Raw genomic sequence first — 16,438 nt, 5'->3', positions numbered from 1 at the left:
GAACGTGCTATATTCGCACGCAGTGTGCGAATATGTGTGAGACAGTAGGTCGCACCTGTCACCTCGTCAAGGGAGCCGTGTGGAATCGACGCTGCCCGCGTCCGGGACTTCGAAGACGCTGCACCACGGGTTGCAGGTGCTGGAGCTGCTGGTCCAGCACCCGCAGGGCCTGACGCTGACCGAGATCGCCGACGGCATCGGCGTGCACCGCACGGTCGCGCACCGGCTGGTCCGGACGCTCGAGGCGCACTACCTCTGCCGCCGCGACCGGTTCAAGCGCATCTCGCTGGGCACCGGGCTCGTCCGGCTCGCCGAGCCGGTGGAGCAGGACCTGCGGACGCTCGCGCGGCCGGTGCTGGAGGAGCTGACCGACTCGGCCCGGGCGTCGGCGCACCTCGTGGTGCGCGAGAACGCGGACCAGGTCCGGATGCTGATGATCGTCGAGCCCCGGCAGGCGGCGATCCACGTGGCGTTCCGCTCGGGTCAGCTCGACCCGATCGGCCGCGGCTCGGCCGGCCTCGCCATCCTGGCGGCCGGGCCGCCGCTGCCCGGCGAACGCGAGGAGGTGACGCGGGCGCGGGAGCGCGGCTTCGCGGTGTCGAAGGGCGAGATCGCGCCGGGCATCACGGGCATCTCCGCCGTGGTCCGCACCGGGCGCGACCACCCGGAGGCGAGCATCGGGCTGTCGCTGTTCGAAGCCCCGGACCCGGACGAGCTGGGCCGCCTGGTCGTGGCCGCCGCCCAGCGGCTCAGCGCCCTGCTCGGCTGAGCTTCTCCGACAGCGCGTGGGCCTCCTGCAGCAGCAGCGCGCCCAGCTGCGGGATCCGGCCGGCACCGAACCGGTGTTCGACGCCGGTCAGGGTCAGCGCCCAGCGGGGTGACCCCGCCTGGTCGAAGACGGCCGCCGCGAGCCCCCAGCTGCCCTCGACCACGAGCCCGGGGTTCACCGCGTAGCCGTTCTTGCGGGTCGCCGCGATGTGCCGCCGGATCTCGCGGACGTCGTGCTGCGGCCCGTGCGCCGCACGCAGGTCCACGCGGGCGAGGTAGTCGTCGACCTCCCGGTCGGGCAGGTGCGCGAGGACGACCATGCCGGCCGAGACGACGCCCAGCGGGAAGCGCGCGCCTTCGAACAGGACGTGACTGCGGATCGGGAACGCGCCGTCCTCGCGGATCAGGCAGATCGTCTCCTCCCCGCGCCGCGCCGAGAAGAACGCGCTCTCCCCAGTCGTCAGGGCGAGCCGCCGGACCACCGGCAACGCCGCTTCCGTGACGTCGTAGCGCCGGGCCGCGGCGACGCCGAGGAAGTACAGCTCCGGGCCCAGCACCCAGTGGTCGGTCGCCGGCTCCCGCTCCACCAGGCCCGCGCCCTGCAGCGACGTCAGCAGCCGGTGCACGGTCGGCCGGGGCAGGCCCGCCGCCCGCGCGACGGCCGTCGTCGTCGCGCCGCCGGGCTCGTGGGCCGCGACCGCGCGCAACGTCCGGTGCGTGCGGCCGACGAGGTCTGCGGGGGCGTCCACTCAGTGAACACTACCCCACCGATCACGACCACGGGACGAACAATCTGCTGGTCGAACGCGTTCACTGGTTGACCGCGAAGGACACCGCGTCGTCTGATCACGGGCATGGACAAAGTGCTCGCCTCGGCCGCCGAGGCCATCGCCGACATCCCCGACGGCGCCACCCTCTCCGTCGGCGGGTTCGGGATGTGCGGGGTCCCCGCCGTCCTGATCGACGCCCTCTTCGCCGCCGGCGCGACCGACCTCGAAGTCGTGTCCAACAACGCCGGCGTCGACGGCTGGGGCCTCGGGATCCTGCTGGGCGCCGGGCGCCTCCGCCGCGTCGTCGCCTCCTACGTCGGCGAGAACAAGGAGTTCGCGCGCCAGTACCTCTCCGGCGAGCTGGAGGTCGAGCTGACGCCGCAGGGCACGCTCGCCGAACGGCTGCGGGCCGGCGGGTCCGGCATCCCCGCGTTCTTCACCGCCACCGGCGTCGGCACCCAGGTCGCCGACGGCGGCCTGCCGTGGAAGTACGACTCCGCCGGAACCGTCGTGAAAGCCAGCCCCGCCAAGCAGAAGCAGAGCTTCGACGGCCGCGAGTACGTCCTCGAGCACGCGATCGTCGCCGACTTCGCGCTCGTCCGCGCCTGGAAGGGCGACCGGCACGGCAACCTCGTCTTCAAGGACGCGGCCCGCAACTTCAACCCGCCGGCCGCCATGTCCGGCCGCGTCACCGTCGCCGAGGTCGAGCACCTCGTCGAGCCCGGCGAGCTCGACCCGAACCACGTCCACCTGCCGGGTGCGTTCGTGCACCGCGTGGTCGCGCTGACGCCCGGGCAGGCAGCGGACAAACCGATCGAAAAGCGCACCGTGCGCGCCGGGAACGAGGGGGCCTGACATGGCTTGGAACCGCACCGCGATGGCCGCCCGCGCCGCCGCCGAACTGCGTGACGGCGACTACGTCAACCTCGGGATCGGCCTGCCGACGCTCGTGCCCAACCACGTCCCGGACGACGTCGAACTGGTGCTGCAGTCGGAAAACGGCATCCTCGGCGTGGGCCCCTACCCGGCCGAGGACGAGGTCGACCCCGACCTGATCAACGCGGGCAAGGAGACCGTCACGGTCCGGAAGGGTGCGTCGTTCTTCGACTCCACGCTCTCCTTCGGCATGATCCGCGGCGGCAAGATCGACGCGGCGATCCTCGGCGCCATGCAGGTGTCCGCGGCGGGCGACATCGCGAACTGGATGATCCCCGGCAAGATGGTCAAGGGCATGGGCGGCGCGATGGATCTGGTCCACGGCGCGAAGAAGGTCATCGTGCTGATGGAGCACGTCGCGCGCGACGGCAGCCACAAGATCGTCGACGAGTGCACGCTGCCCTACACCGGCCGCGGGGTGGTCCAGCGGATCATCACCGACCTGTGCGTCCTCGACGTCACCCCGGACGGTCTCGAGCTCGTCGAGCTGGCGCCGGAGGTCGGCATCGAGGAGGTCCAGACCAAGACCGGACCCCGGATCCGCGTCCCCTGAGCGGCCGAAAGGGCACCTTCGAGGAACGTTCGTGCCCGAGCGGGCACGCGGGATATTGACCACCTGGCAAGGGGTACCTACCGTTCGGCCACCCCGTTCGGCGGGATGCGTTTTCCCCGCCTTTCCCCAGGAGGTGCCCCATGCTGTCCAGACGTACCTTCGTCACCGCGGGCTTGGCGGCCGCCGTGGCGAGCACGCCGCTGTGGTCCGCGACCGCGAAAGCGCGTGCCGCCGCGGCCCTGCCGTTGACGCTGAAGAACAATTCGGGCAGCGGCACGGTCTACGCGTACATCAGCGGCTCGGACAGCTCGGGCCGGCCGGGGTTCGTCACCGCCGACGGCCGGTTCCAGCCGTTGGCGAACCCGTCGTCGCCGGTGACGCCGATCCCCGACTACTCGATCCCGTTGACCGGCTCCGGCACCCAGAAGACCGTGACGCTGACCGACTACGTCATCGGCGGCCGGGTGTGGTTCTCGGTGGACAAGAAGATCCAGTTCTTCGTCAACCCCGGTCCCGGCCTGGTGCAGCCCGGCTTCACCAGCTCGGACCCGAACTGGCAGACGAACTGGACGTTCTGCGAGTTCACCTACAACAGCGCCAACCTCTACGCGAACATCAGTTACGTCGACATGGTGGCCCTGCCGGTCTCCATGGCCACGACGGGCGCGGCGGGCGCGCAGTCGGTCAGCCCGCTGCCGGACGGCGCGCTCGGTGCCATCGCCGACGGCCTGCGCGCCCAGCACACCGCCGACGGCGCGCCGTGGGACCGGCTGGTCGTCACCGACGCGTCCGGCAAGGTCGTGCGGGTGCTCGCCCCGAGCCACTCCCCCACGGACTTCGGCGGCTACTGGACCACCTACCTGAACGCCGTCTGGGACCACTACCGCAGCACGCCGCTGACGATCAACGGGCAGGGCGGCATCGGCGCCTACACCGGCACGGTCAGCGGGGACACGCTGGTGTTCAGCGGCCTCAACACCAACGGCGTGCCGTTCACCAAGCCGAGCGCCGCGGACATCTTCGGCTGCGCGAGCGGCCCGCTGTACAACTCCGGGGCGGACGCGCGCGGCGCGGTCGCGGCCCGGCTCGCGGCCGCGCTCAACCGCAGCAGCCTGCTGGTCTCGGGCGGCAACAACCAGCCCGACGGCGTCACCCCCTCGCAGTACTACAAGGACGCGACCACGAACCACTACGCCCGCCTGGTCCACCAGTACGCGTCGATCGGCTACGCCTTCCCGTACGACGACGTCGGCCCGACCAACTCGCAGCCGGTCGACGGGCACCTCCAGGATCCGGCGCCGACGTCGTGGACCGTCTCGCTGGGCCCGGGTGCGGGCGGCACCACGCCGCCGCCCACCGGGGGCGGGGTGAGCGCGTACTCGACGATCCAGGCGGAGTCCTTCAGCGCGCAGAACGGCGTCCAGACCGAGGCGTGCAGTGACATCGGTGGCGGCGTCGACGTCGGCTGGATCGCCAACGGCGACTGGCTGAAGTACTCGGCCGTCGACTTCGGCTCGAGCTCACCGCTCCAGTTCGTCGCCCGGCTCGCCTCGGGCGCGGCCGCGGGCGTCAGCGGCGCGATCCGGGCCCGGGTGGACAGCCAGTCCGGCCCGATCCTCGCCGAGATCGACTTCGCCAACAACGGCGGCTGGCAGACGTGGCAGACGGTCCCGGCGAACATCGTCAGCTCGGCGACCGGCGTCCACGACCTCTACCTGACGTTCTCGGGCGGTTCGGCGGACTTCGTCAACATCAACTGGTTCACCTTCACCCGGTAGGGCGCGGGGAGACGGGCAGCCGGAATTCGCGAACCGCTCGTCTCCCGCCGTGCCGCCTCCTACTCTCAGTGGGGTGGACGGCATCGACAGTCTCCGGCACGCGATCGAAACCATTCCCATCCCCGGCGCCCCGCCGCGGCTGTCCCGGCAGGGCGCCGCCGTCGGGCTGGCGCTCCTGGACACCTCGTTGCGGCTCAACCACGTGCGCCGGCTGACCGAGCGGCTGACGGTCGTCGAGCACGGGACCGCGCGGCGCAGCACCGAAGTCGACGTCAGCCTCAAGCTCCTCGACGAGGGCCAGCGCCAGGCGACGGCCCAGTTGCAGGACCTCATCGGCCAGGAGCACGGCGAGCGGGCCGCGTCGCGGCCGGCGCGGCAACGCTCCCTGTGGGTGCCGCTCGCGCGGTTGCCGCGGCGGGACGTCTCGCCCATCGACGTCTTCGACAGCGCCGGCCAGAAACTGCCGCGGCTCACCCAGCACGAGGCGTCCCGGCTGGTCGCCGCCGGGCTCTACCGGCTGCTGCGCGGGATCCTGGCCGGCGACGAGAACGCGCAGACCGCCAAGCACGAGCTGAACACCTTCCTGTTCCAGGTGCACGAACCGCGCTGGCTCATCCAGCAGGCACTGCTGACCCTGCTCACCGAGCGGAACCACCCGGAGGAAGAGTTCACGCTCGCGCCGGCCGGCGGCACGGTCGCCGGCTACGGCAGGCAATGCCGGGAACTGGCCCTGGACATCCTCTCCGGCTGTGCCGACCTGCTGGTCGAATACGCGTACCTGCTGAACGTCGCGGTCCGCGACTACATGCTGGTGGTGGCCCTGGACGACTCGGTCGAGGAACACCGGCTCAGCTACGAGACCCCGTTGCACGTCGACGCGCGGCAGCCCGTAGCGAAGGAGCAGTGGCGGCGGCTGGCCTCCAGCCGGCGCGGCTACGTCGTGGGCTACGAAACCATGATCCCGGCGACGCTGAAGTCCTACCACCTGGTGGCCCGGACCGCGCCGGAGGCCGAGATCTCCCGGATGTACCTGTCCACGGACGCCGACCAGCACCAGGTCGAAGGCCTGGCCGAGGACCTCGTCTCGCTGGCCGAGCGGCAGGACGCCGCTCCGCTGCAGGAGGCCGACGGCGCCCGGCACAAGATCCTGGAGCTGCAGGCGCAGACCGTGCTGCGGCGGCTGGCGGACCTGCTGCGCCGCCGCAAGTGGGAAGCCGGCCAGTCGGGCGTCGAGCTGGCCCCGCGCAGCCTGCCGGCGTGCCACCGGCTCGCCGCCGCGGCCACGACCGGCGAAGCGGTCCGGACCGGCAGCAACGAGCTCGACAACTCGCTGCGGCGGCACCCGGAGTTCACCTCCGCCAACCTCCGCGAGGCCGCGCGGGAGCTGACCGACCGCGAGTTCGGCCAGGACCTGGTGCTGGTCACCGGGATCGCCGACAACGAGGCCCGGGCGTACTGGCGCCGCTCCGGCGGCCGCGACCCGCGCGGCGACCACGTCCGCGTGCGCGCGACGCTCGTGCTCAAGGACTCCACGAAGTCCGGGCCGCTCAACGTGACGTTCTACGCGCTGGCCGTCGCTGCGGTCTCGTTCGTGCTCGGCTGGATGCTGGTGGGCAGCCCGTGGCCCTACGGCCGGGCCGCCACCGAGGCGCTCGACCACATCGGCGACGGCCAGTCCGTGATCACGATGCTGCTGCTGTTGCCCGGGTTCCTCTACAGCCGCCTGTCGCTGCCGCCGCGGCGGACGGTGCTCGGCTACCTCGGCACGCTGCCGCAGGCGCTGGTCCAGCTGAGCATCGCGGCCGTCGCCGCGTTCGCCGCCGCCGTCGCGACGAAGACCAGCGGCGAGGTCGTGCAGGTCACGCTCACGATCGCGGTCGGACTGCCGGTGCTCGCCGCGCTCGTGCTGCTCGGCCAGGCGTCGTGGCGGGAGTCGGCGATCCCGCTGTCCCGCATCGGCGTGCCGCGCTGGGCCGGCACCGGCGGCCGGGACCGCCGCAGGCCACTGGACGCCGACGTCCGGTTCGACTCGTCCGGGGGGTGGTGAAGATGCGCGGCCAGCGGATCTCCGTGCGGAACGTGGCCGACCTGGCCAGGGCCGGGTTCGAGATCGCACGGCAGCCGGTGACCACAGTGGACTTCGAGGTGCACCACGCGATGGCGCGCCACGGCTACCTGCGCGACCTCGTCGACGCGGACGCCGACAACGCGGTCTTCCTCGAGACGCTGTGCTCGGCCACCAACGGCGCCGGCGTCGTCATCGGCACCCGCACCCGCAAGCCCCCGGACGGCACGGAGGTGGTCCGGCGCCCCGGCGGCCCGCAGCCGGCGGAACGCCCCGAGGAGAACGCGGGCGGCTGGGTCTTCCACCAGACGACCTCGCCCAACCCGACGTTCATCTACGAGTCCGCGCAGACCTTCGAAGGCCTGATCGCGGTCGACCCGGCGGCGCGCGAGGTCTGCGAATGGCACGGCCTGGCCGTGCGCGACCTGCTGCGGGAGATCTCCGACGCCGCGGCCGCGCTGATCGACGCACCGCTGCTTTCGCTGCAGTGCCCGGCCCAGCTGCCGACGATCGTGAAGACCCGCAACCACGACCTGCGCACCCGCAAGGAGATCGCGCCGCCGTGCGCGTCGCTGGCCGTCCGGTTCGCGATCGCGCTGCGGGACGTCTCCGCGGCCGCGCGGTTCGAGCTGGCCGACCGGTTCCGGGAACTGTGCGAGAAGCACGGGTACAGCTTCTGGCTCGCCGACACGCGCCCGGGTCACCGGCAGGGGAACTGGTTCGAGGTCTACCACGCCGACGGCGAGTTCTCGCCGCTGTACAACGGCGACCTCCGGTCCCGCCAGCGCATCGGCACCTGCCTGCCGGTGACCTTCGTCGGGCCGGCGAGGATCGGCTCCACGCACGCGATCGTCTCGTTCCTGCAGCGCTACCCCCAGGTCGGCGTGGTCGGCTGCGCGGGCACCACGCTCTCGGACGTCGCGTTCGTCCACCTGCAGCTGGCGATCCACGGCGTGGCCGCCGACCGGCTGAACCGCATCCTCGGCAAGCTGCTCGGCGAGTCCTCGACCCCGGCCCGGCCGCACAAGCTGCTGCGCGAGCTGTTCAAGCGGCTCGGCCTGCCGCCCGACCCCGACGGCCCGGGCTCCGCCACGCCGGACCCGACCGGCGGCTACCAGACGTTCGCCGGGCCCGCGTTCGCCTACCGGCCGTTCCAGATGCCCGACTGCATGGCCGTGTGGGTGTCGTGGGAGATCGCCCGCCAGCACCGCGGTCTCGCCGCGCCGCTGGACTGCCTGTACCGCGCGCTGGCCCAGGTCGCGCCCGAGGTGGGCGAAACCGGGGCGTCGGCGGGCGACCTCGCCACCGTGGAGTACCTGATCTGCCGGGCCACCGAGCAGTCGGTGGTCCGGGGCAAGGCGAAGCTGGCCGTGCCCAAGGCGGTGCTGGCCGGGTTCGCCTCGGGTGGCGCCGAGCTGCCCGCGTCCAAGCTGTGCGCGTCGCTGGAGGAGGCGTGGAAGGCGCACGTGGACCGGTCCGGCGTGGACGGGGTGAGCGAGCTGACCGTGGCGTGGCGCGAATCCTGGCTCGGCCACTGGACCTACTCCTGACCCGGAGGCAGCCGTACTCGGATCCTGGAGAAGTCCGGGTAGCAGCGCCGCAGCCTCGCGCTGCGAGTTGAGTGCACGGCTGTACACTCAATAGGCATGGCCGAAGTAGGAATGCGTCCCCCGGCGTCGCCGCTGCGACGACGCGCCCTGCGCGCGCTGCGATGGCTGTTCACCCCGCTGCGACCGGACGACTACCTCGAACTGATCAACCCGCTCTGGTCGACCCGGGAGCTGCGCGGGCGCGTCGAGCGCGTCGTGCCCGAACGGGGCGGGGCGGCCACCGTCCTGATCCGGCCGGGCTTCGACTGGGTCGGGCACCGGCCCGGCCAGTACGTGCGGCTGGGCGTCGTCATCGACGGCGTCCACCACTGGCGCGCGTACTCGCTGACGTCGAGCCCGGACCGGGCGGACGGGCTGATTTCGGTCACCCCCAAGAAGGTCGACGGCGGGGTCGTCTCGCCGTTCCTGGCCGAGCGCGTGCGTCCCGGTGAGGTCGTGCGGCTCGGTGAGGTCGAAGGGGCCTTCACGCTGCCGGACCGGCTCGACCGCGGCCTGCTGTTCGTCACCGCGGGCAGCGGGATCACCCCGGTGATGAGCATGCTGCGGCACCTCGCGCCGGGCCCCGGCCTGCGCGACGTCGTCCACGTGCATTCCGCGCGGGAGGCGGACGGCGTCACGTTCGGCGACGAGCTGGCGGCCCTCGAGAAGCAGCACGACGGGTTCCGCCTCGAACTGCGCATCACGAGCCGGGACGGCCGGTTCACCCCCGCCGACCTGGACCGCCTGTGCCCGGACTGGCGCGAGCGGGAAACCTACGCGTGCGGTCCCGGCGAGCTCCTCGACGCGCTGCAAGCGCATTGGAAGAGCCACGGCGACCTCGACCGGCTGCACCACGAACGGTTTCAGCCGATCGTCGGTGGGGAAGGCGCCGAGGGGGCCGGCGGCACCGTGCGGTTCGCGCACCGCAACCTCGACGCGGACTGCCCGCCCGGCACGCCGATCCTCGTCGCCGGGGAGAACGCCGGCGTCGACATGCCCTTCGGCTGCCGGGTCGGCGTGTGCCACACCTGCGTGCTGCCGATCCGGGAAGGCCGGATCCGCGACCTGCGGACCAACGCCGTCAGCGAGAAGCACAACGAGATCGTGCGCACCTGCGTGCACGGCGCCGAAGGGCGCGTCACGGTCGAACTCTGAGCGGAGAAAGGAACCCATGACCCCGGTCACGCACCCGTTCGCCCACCTGACCGACGACCAGCTCGCCGAGCTCGCCCGCGAGTTCGACGCCATCCACGACCACGTGCGCGCCGACCTGGGCGACCGCGACCGCCGCTACATCAAGGGCGTGATCCGGCTGCACCGGCAGATCGCGGTGGCCGGCCGGGCGCTGCTGCTCGGCTCACGGTCCAAAGTGGCCTGGACGGCGGGCACCGGCTGCCTGGCGGTCGCCAAGATCCTGGAGAACATGGAGATCGGGCACAACGTGCTGCACGGTCAGTGGGACTGGATGAACGACCCGTACATCCATTCGTCCACATGGGACTGGGACACCGCGTCGACGGCGGCCGCGTGGAAGCACTCGCACAACTTCATCCACCACACGTACACGAACATCCGCGGCAAGGACAAGGACCTCGGCTACGAGATCATGCGGATCGACCCGCACCAGAAGTGGCACCCGGCGTACCTGCTGCAGCCGGCGTACAACCTGCTGCTGATGGCGTTCTTCGAGTGGGGCGTCGCGGTGCACGACATGGACGTCGAGGCGATCCGCGCCGGCGAGAAGCCGTGGAAGGACGTCTGGCACGACATCAAGGGCATCTCGGGCAAGGCCCGCGACCAGATCCTCAAGGACTACGTCGGCTGGCCGCTGGTGAGCGCCCTCGCGCAGCTCGCCGTCGCCCGCCTCGTCGACCCCGAGCCGCGCTCCCGGCTGCGCGTCGCGGCGGACCGGGCCCGTGGCCGGCGTCGCAAGGGCGCGATCCGGGCCCGCCTCGCCGCGGCCCGGTCGGAAGGCGGCAGCGCGTTCGCCGCGACGTTCTGGGCCGACTTCACCGCGAACATCATCCGCAACCTCTGGGCGCACTCGATCATCTTCTGCGGCCACTTCCCCGACCAGACGTACACGTTCAGCCAGGAGGAGGTCCGCCACGAAACCCGCGGTGGCTGGTACGTCCGCCAGCTCGTCGGCGCGGCGAACATCACCGGGTCGCCGCTGTTCCACCTGATGAGCGGCAACCTCGGCTACCAGGTGGAGCACCACCTGTTCCCGGACATGCCGAGCAGCCGCTACGCGGAGATCGCCCCGCAGGTGCGGGAGATCTGCCACCGGTACGGACTGCCGTACAACACCGGGCCGTTTTCCCGCCAGCTGGGCACGGTGCACCGCACGATCCTGCGGCTGGCGTTCCCCGGTGGGAAGGTCCGGCCGAAGCCCGGGCCGTACGAAGGGGACGAGGCCCGGCTCGCCGCTTGAGGGGTCAGCCCGCGCGGGGGTCGGCCAGGTCGTGGTGCTCGGGTGCCGAGGCCGTGCCCATCACCAGCTCGGCGCGGCCCTTGATGCGCAGCTTGCGGTACGCGCTCGTCAGGTGCTTCTCGACGGCGCGGATCGTGACGCCCAGCTCGGCCGCGATGTCGCGGTTGCGGCCGCCGCGGGCGACCAGCTCCACGATGCGCTGCTCGGTCGTCGTCAAGGCCGGGTCGCCGGCGAAGGTGCGCGGTGAAACGCCCTCCCCCGGCGCGGGTTCCGGCAGGTCGCACAGCAACCGGAGACGGCGGCCGCGGCGGAGGTGATCCTCCGCGTCCGGGACGCCCGGGCGGCGGCCCAGCGCGATCAGGGACTTCGCCAGCTCCAGGCGGTTCCCGGACGTCGCCAGCGCCGCCACCGACTCGTGCAGCAGGCGGACGCCCGCGGCGCCCGCGACCAACGCCGCGCGGGCCCGCAGCGCGCGGCCGACCGCGGCCGGGGCGCCCCAGCGCCGGGCGTGCTCGTACTCCTGCTCCACCAGCTCGGCCGCGGGTGCCCGGCGGCCCGCGCGGCCGTGCAGGGACGCGGCCAGCAGGCGCCACGGGTACCACGCCGGGTTGGTGCGGCCGGCGCGGCTGACCTGACGGCCGTAGTCCTCGACGTACTCGAGGGCCGTCGGCAGGTCGCCCGCCGTCACCGCCACCGCGCCGTGGACCATCGACAGCTCCCACGGCGCCAGCCGTGCGCTGCCCGCGGCCTGCCGCGCGCGCAGCGCCAGCTCGTCGTCGCCCAGCTCGATCGCCAAGCGCGCCAGCAGGACCACGCAGTCGGTGACCACCGCCGACCAGTCCGGCGCCGCGTGGCCGAGTGCTTCGAGCGCGCGGTCGCGGGCCCGGACCGGGCCGCCCGTCGCGGCCCACAGCTTGGCCTGGTTCACCCAGGCCAGCAGGGCCGCCAGCCCGGGCTCGCCCGGCCCCGGCTCGGCCGCCGCCGACAACCAGGACTCCAGGCCCTCGGTGGCGTCGGCCGCCACCAGCACCGCGGTCACCAGCGGCAGCACCGTGTACATCTGGGCCGGGCCGCCGGGTTCGCGGTCGAGGACCCGGTGGGCGAACTCGGCCGCCGCCCGCCGCGGAACCGCCTCCGCCTGTGTCGCCGCGTGCAGGAGCGCGACCACCAGTTCACGCTGCCCCGGGCCCGCCGGGGCCGGGTCGGGACCGAGACGCCGCAGCCGGTCGGCCGCCGCCGTGAACGTGCTCGCGTTGTCCTGCCCGTACAGCCAAAGCCGGGCTTCCAGCCGCGCCCGCAGGTCGTCTTCGCCGCCGTTCGCGGTCAGTTCGACGAGCGTGCCGCGCAGCAGGTCGGTCTCCTCGCGGCTGCGCGCGGTCGCGAGGGCGGGGACGCGGCAGAGCAGGTCCGCCCGCTCGGCCGGCGTCGGCAGCAGGGGAAGCGCTTGCTGGAGGTGCCGGGTGGTGGCGCCGGGATCGCGGCCGCGTTCGGCCGCGACGAGGTCGGCGAGCAGCACTCCCCGTTCCGATGCCGTGTACAGCAAGGCATGCCGCAGGTACTGCGCCGCCTGTTCGGCCTCGCCGCGGTCCGCCGCGGCCGCGGCCGCCCCCCGCAGCACCTCGGTCCCCCACGGCGCCGGCTCGGCCGTCGTCGCGAGCAGCTCGCGGGCGATCCGCTCCAGCGGCGCGCCGTCGGTGTAGAGCACCTCGGCCGCGCGCAACCGCAGCTCGTCCTGCTCGGGCACGGTCATCGTGCCCGCCACGGCTTCGGCGATCCGGACCCCGGCGAAGCGCACCCCGTCGGACGCGAGCAAACCCAGGCGCCGCAACGCTCCCGTGGCCTCCTCGAGGTCCGCCGGGTCGAGCCCGCTGAGCCGCCCGAGCGCGGCGGTGTCCCGGGCGTCGCCGAACGACGTCATCGCCCGCGCCAGCTCCGCGACCCGCGGCGGCTGGGCCCGCAGGCACCGGGCGATGTGGTGGGACGGCCCGGTCGGCCGCAACGCCAGCACCTCGGCCAGCTGCCCGTCGCCCGGGCCGAGGTCGTCGGCGAGCATCGCGTCCGCCAGCGCGGCCAGGAGCATCGGGCTGCCACCGGTCACCTCCCGGCACGCCGCGGCGAGCCGTTCGCCCGCCGGCTCGCCGCAATGCCGCTCGAGGAACGCGCGCGTGCCCTCTCGGGTCAACGGCCCCGGCTGCAGAACCGCGGCCGCCGCGCGCACCAGGTCGCCGACCACCGGACGATCCGCGCCGGCGTCGCCGTCGAGCACACTGGCCACGACGACCAGCGGCATCGCCCGCAGCCGGTTGACGAGGTGGGCCAGCCAGCCCAGCGATTCGGCGTCGGCCCACTGCAGGTCGTCCACCAGCAGCGCCACCGGCCGGTCCGCGGCGACTTCGGCGACCAGCACCCACAACCGGTGCAGCAACGCGTGGCGGCCCGCCTCCAGCTCCGCCGCCCCCGGCGGGCTGACCAGGCTCAGCTCCGCGGGCAGGTCCCGGCCCTCGGCCACCAGCGGCTCCAGCAGCTGCCGGGCCACCCCGTGCGGGAACTGCCGTTCCGTCGGCGCGGCCGACGCGCGCAGCACCCGCGTCCCGCGGTCGGCCGCGAGCCCCGCCGTGGCGTGCAGCAGCGCCGACCGGCCGCAGCCGAGCCGCCCGCCGATCACCGCCAGCGAACCCGCGCCCCGGCCGCCGGCCTCCAGGAGGTCGGCCAGCACCGCCAGCTCGGCGTCGCGCTCGATCAGCATGGCGTCCCGAACTCCCCGTCCTCCAGCACGAACAACTCCCGCAGCTCGGCGCGCCCGGTGACGCCGAAGTGCCGGTAGATGCGGGTGAGCCGCACCTCGACCGCGCGCTTGCCGACCGCCAGCCGCCGCGCGATCTCCGCGTTCGGCAGGCCCTGCACGACCATGTCCACGACCTGCGCCGAGGTCGCCGACAGCGCCTGCCGCTTGCGGCCCGCGCGCTGGGCCGAGCCCGCCGGACGCGGCTGCGCGGCCAGCCGGGCCGTCAGCTCGCGGACCCGCGCCGACGCGCCTTCGAGGCGGTAGGCCTTGGCCAGCCGCCCGGCTTCGCGCACCAGGCCGGACACCCCGGCGGCCTGGCCGGTGTCGAGCTGCGCCTCGGCGAGCCGCAACACCGCGTGGACGTACCAGATCCGCTCGGGCGACTCCCGCAGCGCCTCGACCGCGCGGGTGAGCCGGAACGACGCGCTGCCGGCGGGCAGGGCGATGCCCGCGAACAGGTGCGTCAGCCCGGTCGCGGTCCGCGTTCCCCACGCCCTGGCCAGTTCCCACTCCGCCGTGACGAGTCCTTCCGCGGCTTCCGGGTGGCCGAGGTCGCGCTGGACGACGCCGGCGAGGGACCGCCAGGGCAGCAGCGCCGGGTTGACCCAGCCGCGGCTCAGCAGGATCCGGCCGCACTCCTGGAAGTGGTGCAGGGCGGCCTGCGGGCGCTGCCCGGTCCAGTCGAGCAGGCCGCGGGCGAACAGCAGCTGGGTGTCGAGGTGGTGCCGCCCGCGGTGCGCGACCGTTCCGCGCGTCGTGCTCGCCGCCGCGCGTTCCGCCGCGTCCCGGTCGCCGGCGGCCAGGCCGAGCAGGATCTTCAAGCCCAGCAACGCCCGGGCCATCGGCGGCGGCCAGCGGGTGAGCGGGTAGCCCTCGACCGCGGCTTCGGCGTCGGCTTCGGCGGCCGGGACGCGCCCGCGCCGCAGGCTCAGCCGGCCGCGGGTGAGCAACGCCAGCGCGGCCGCGGCCCGTGAGCCGCGGCGGCGCGCGTCGGCGAGCACGCCGTCCAGTGCTTCCGCGGCTTCGAGGGGATCGTCGGTGGCCATCAGCGTCCAGGCCGCCGCGATCCTCGGCGCGTACAGCCGGGTGCCGTCCCGGCCCGGCGAAACCGCCACCCGGGCCAGTTTCCGCGCGCGCCGCGGGTCCGTGCCCCGGGTCGCGGTGAGCCAGGCGGCGGCGCCCGCGCGGTCGGGGTCGAGGCGGTCTTCGGCGTAGGCCGACGCCGGGATGCCGAGCGCGGGCGCGCCGTCCGGCGAGTCGGTGGCGAGCCAGTGGAGCGCGGCGAGGGTGCCCTGGTCGGGCTCCGCGGTCCCGGGCGCGAGCCCGGTGAGCAGGTCGGCGGCCCGGTCGGGGGCGCAGCGCGTGACGAGCAGGTCCGCCGCGGCCAGGCGTTCGCACAGCAGCCGGTCGGTCGTCGTGGTCAGGGCCGCCCGGGCGAGCCGCACTTCGCCGGTGTGCGGGGCCGCGCCGTCGGCCGCGGCCAGTTCCAGGGTCAGCTGGGCGCGGGTGGTGTCGGACAGGGGCTCGCGCAGGGCGCGGCGGTAGTACGGGGCCGCCTCGCCGACCTGGCCGGCGGCCGAGCGCGCCGCCGCGAGCAACGCGTCGAGGGCCCAGCGCGTGCCCACCGGCCCGGCGCCGAGCAGCAGCCGGGCGACGTCCTCCTCCGGCAGGGCGCAGCGGTGCGCGAGCTCGGCGGCGGCGCCGTACAGCTCGGCCCGTTCCGCGCGGGTCATCCCCGCCAGGACCCAGGTCGCGATGCCCGGGTCGGCGCAGCGGCCGCGGCCCGGCACGAGCCCGACGCCGACGAGCACCCGCCACGCCCGCGCGGGGGCCAGCGTCTGGCGGCCGGCCAGCGGGCCGAGCTGGTCCGGGGTGAGCACGTGGCCCGCGACGACGAACGCGCGCAGCAGCCGGCGCAGGTCGTCGGGCAGCCGGCCGAGCAGGCCGAGCATCTGCTCGCGGCGCGCGTCCGCGGCCAGCCGGTCCGGGCGCGCGCCCGGTTCGGGTTCGGTCCGGCAGTGGTCGAGCACCACGCGGACGAGCGCGGGGTTGCCGCCGGTGGCCGCGTGCAGGTCGGTGACGAAGTCCTCGCCGAGCCCGGTGCCGTGGGCGCGGACGACCTCGGCCACCCCGGACCGGCTCAGCGGGCGCAGCCGGACGACGTGGGTCGCGTGCCAGTTCAGCCCGGACAGCTGCCACGGTTCGGCGGTCTCCTGGTCGAAGAAGGGCAGCACGACGCCCGCGCCGGTGATCACCACCAGCAGCGGCACCTGCCACAGCCGCCGCAGCAACGCGCCGAGCCACGCCTTGGAGCAGTCGTCCATCAGGTGCGCGTCGTCGAGCAGGAGCAGCACCGGCCGCCGCCGGGCCGCCTCGACGAACGGGTGCCACAGCTCCGGGGAACCGGGGTCGCCGCGCGCGCCGGTGGCGAGCAGCTCGCCCAGCGCGTGGGCCACCTTCCGGTCGGGCAACGCCGAAGCCAGCTGGGAGACGACGCCGAAGCGCAGCGCCGACTCGGTCAGCGAGCCGCGCGCGCTGAGCACCTGCACTTCCCGGTCGGCACCGCGGGCCGCCAGCTGCGCGAGCAGGCTGGTGCGGCCGGTGCCGGGCAGGCCGGTGACGACCGCGATCCCCGACTTCCCCCGTTCGAGCTCGGTGAGCAGGCTGGTGAGCAGGGCGGTTTCGCTCGTCCGTTCGGCGAGCAGCTCCGCTCCGGCGGTTCCCGCGAGCACGGTCATCCCCCTGCCACGGTCCACATCG

11 protein-coding genes are annotated in these 16,438 nt (G+C 74.0%); 8 read left to right on the top strand and 3 right to left on the bottom strand.

Features of this window, described 5'->3' with window-relative positions; translation table 11 throughout:
- Positions 1-79: 79 nt before the first annotated feature.
- Positions 80-769, top strand: a complete 690-nt coding sequence (locus ACWEN0_RS35840) for an IclR family transcriptional regulator (RefSeq protein ID WP_451983852.1) — start codon at positions 80-82, stop codon at positions 767-769.
- Here the strand turns inward: ACWEN0_RS35840 and ACWEN0_RS35835 are convergent.
- Positions 750-1,517: an IclR family transcriptional regulator gene (locus tag ACWEN0_RS35835; RefSeq protein ID WP_451983850.1), complete on the bottom strand. Its 768-nt coding sequence runs from the start codon at positions 1,515-1,517 to the stop codon at positions 750-752. The genes ACWEN0_RS35840 and ACWEN0_RS35835 overlap by 20 nt on opposite strands.
- A gap of 105 nt (positions 1,518-1,622) precedes the next feature.
- On the opposite strand from ACWEN0_RS35835, the gene ACWEN0_RS35830 reads away from it, so the two are divergent.
- From ACWEN0_RS35830 to ACWEN0_RS35800, 7 genes are all read left to right on the top strand, one after another.
- On the top strand, positions 1,623-2,393 hold the full coding sequence (locus ACWEN0_RS35830; RefSeq protein ID WP_451983848.1) for a CoA transferase subunit A: 771 nt from the start codon (positions 1,623-1,625) through the stop codon (positions 2,391-2,393).
- Position 2,394: 1 nt separating this feature from the next.
- Positions 2,395-3,027 carry a 3-oxoacid CoA-transferase subunit B gene (locus ACWEN0_RS35825; RefSeq protein ID WP_451983846.1) on the top strand — a complete coding sequence of 211 codons (633 nt, stop codon included), beginning with the start codon at positions 2,395-2,397 and terminating at the stop codon, positions 3,025-3,027.
- A 140-nt stretch (positions 3,028-3,167) separates the two neighbouring features.
- Positions 3,168-4,805, top strand: coding sequence for a beta-1,3-glucanase family protein (locus ACWEN0_RS35820; RefSeq protein WP_451983844.1), 1,638 nt, complete (start codon positions 3,168-3,170; stop codon positions 4,803-4,805).
- Positions 4,806-4,878: 73 nt separating this feature from the next.
- Positions 4,879-6,852, top strand: a complete 1,974-nt coding sequence (locus ACWEN0_RS35815) for a hypothetical protein (RefSeq protein ID WP_451983842.1) — start codon at positions 4,879-4,881, stop codon at positions 6,850-6,852.
- A 2-nt stretch (positions 6,853-6,854) separates the two neighbouring features.
- Positions 6,855-8,420, top strand: coding sequence for a hypothetical protein (locus tag ACWEN0_RS35810; protein WP_451983840.1), 1,566 nt, complete (start codon positions 6,855-6,857; stop codon positions 8,418-8,420).
- 96 nt (positions 8,421-8,516) lie between these two features.
- On the top strand, positions 8,517-9,614 hold the full coding sequence (locus tag ACWEN0_RS35805) for a ferredoxin reductase (protein WP_451983838.1): 1,098 nt from the start codon (positions 8,517-8,519) through the stop codon (positions 9,612-9,614).
- Between the two features lie 16 nt (positions 9,615-9,630).
- Positions 9,631-10,893 (top strand): fatty acid desaturase family protein, encoded by a 1,263-nt coding sequence (locus tag ACWEN0_RS35800; RefSeq protein WP_451983836.1) that lies wholly within the window; start codon positions 9,631-9,633, stop codon positions 10,891-10,893.
- 4 nt (positions 10,894-10,897) lie between these two features.
- Here ACWEN0_RS35800 and ACWEN0_RS35795 read toward each other — a convergent pair whose 3' ends face one another.
- Entirely contained in the window at positions 10,898-13,639 is a 2,742-nt protein-coding gene (locus ACWEN0_RS35795; RefSeq protein ID WP_451983834.1) for an AAA family ATPase, read from the bottom strand.
- Entirely contained in the window at positions 13,633-16,416 is a 2,784-nt protein-coding gene (locus ACWEN0_RS35790) for an AAA family ATPase (RefSeq protein ID WP_451983832.1), read from the bottom strand. The genes ACWEN0_RS35795 and ACWEN0_RS35790 overlap by 7 nt, the downstream gene beginning before the upstream one ends.
- Positions 16,417-16,438: the final 22 nt, after the last annotated feature.

This window comes from Amycolatopsis sp. NPDC004378, assembly GCF_053602455.1.
This window is presented reverse-complemented; position numbering and strand designations above follow the sequence as displayed.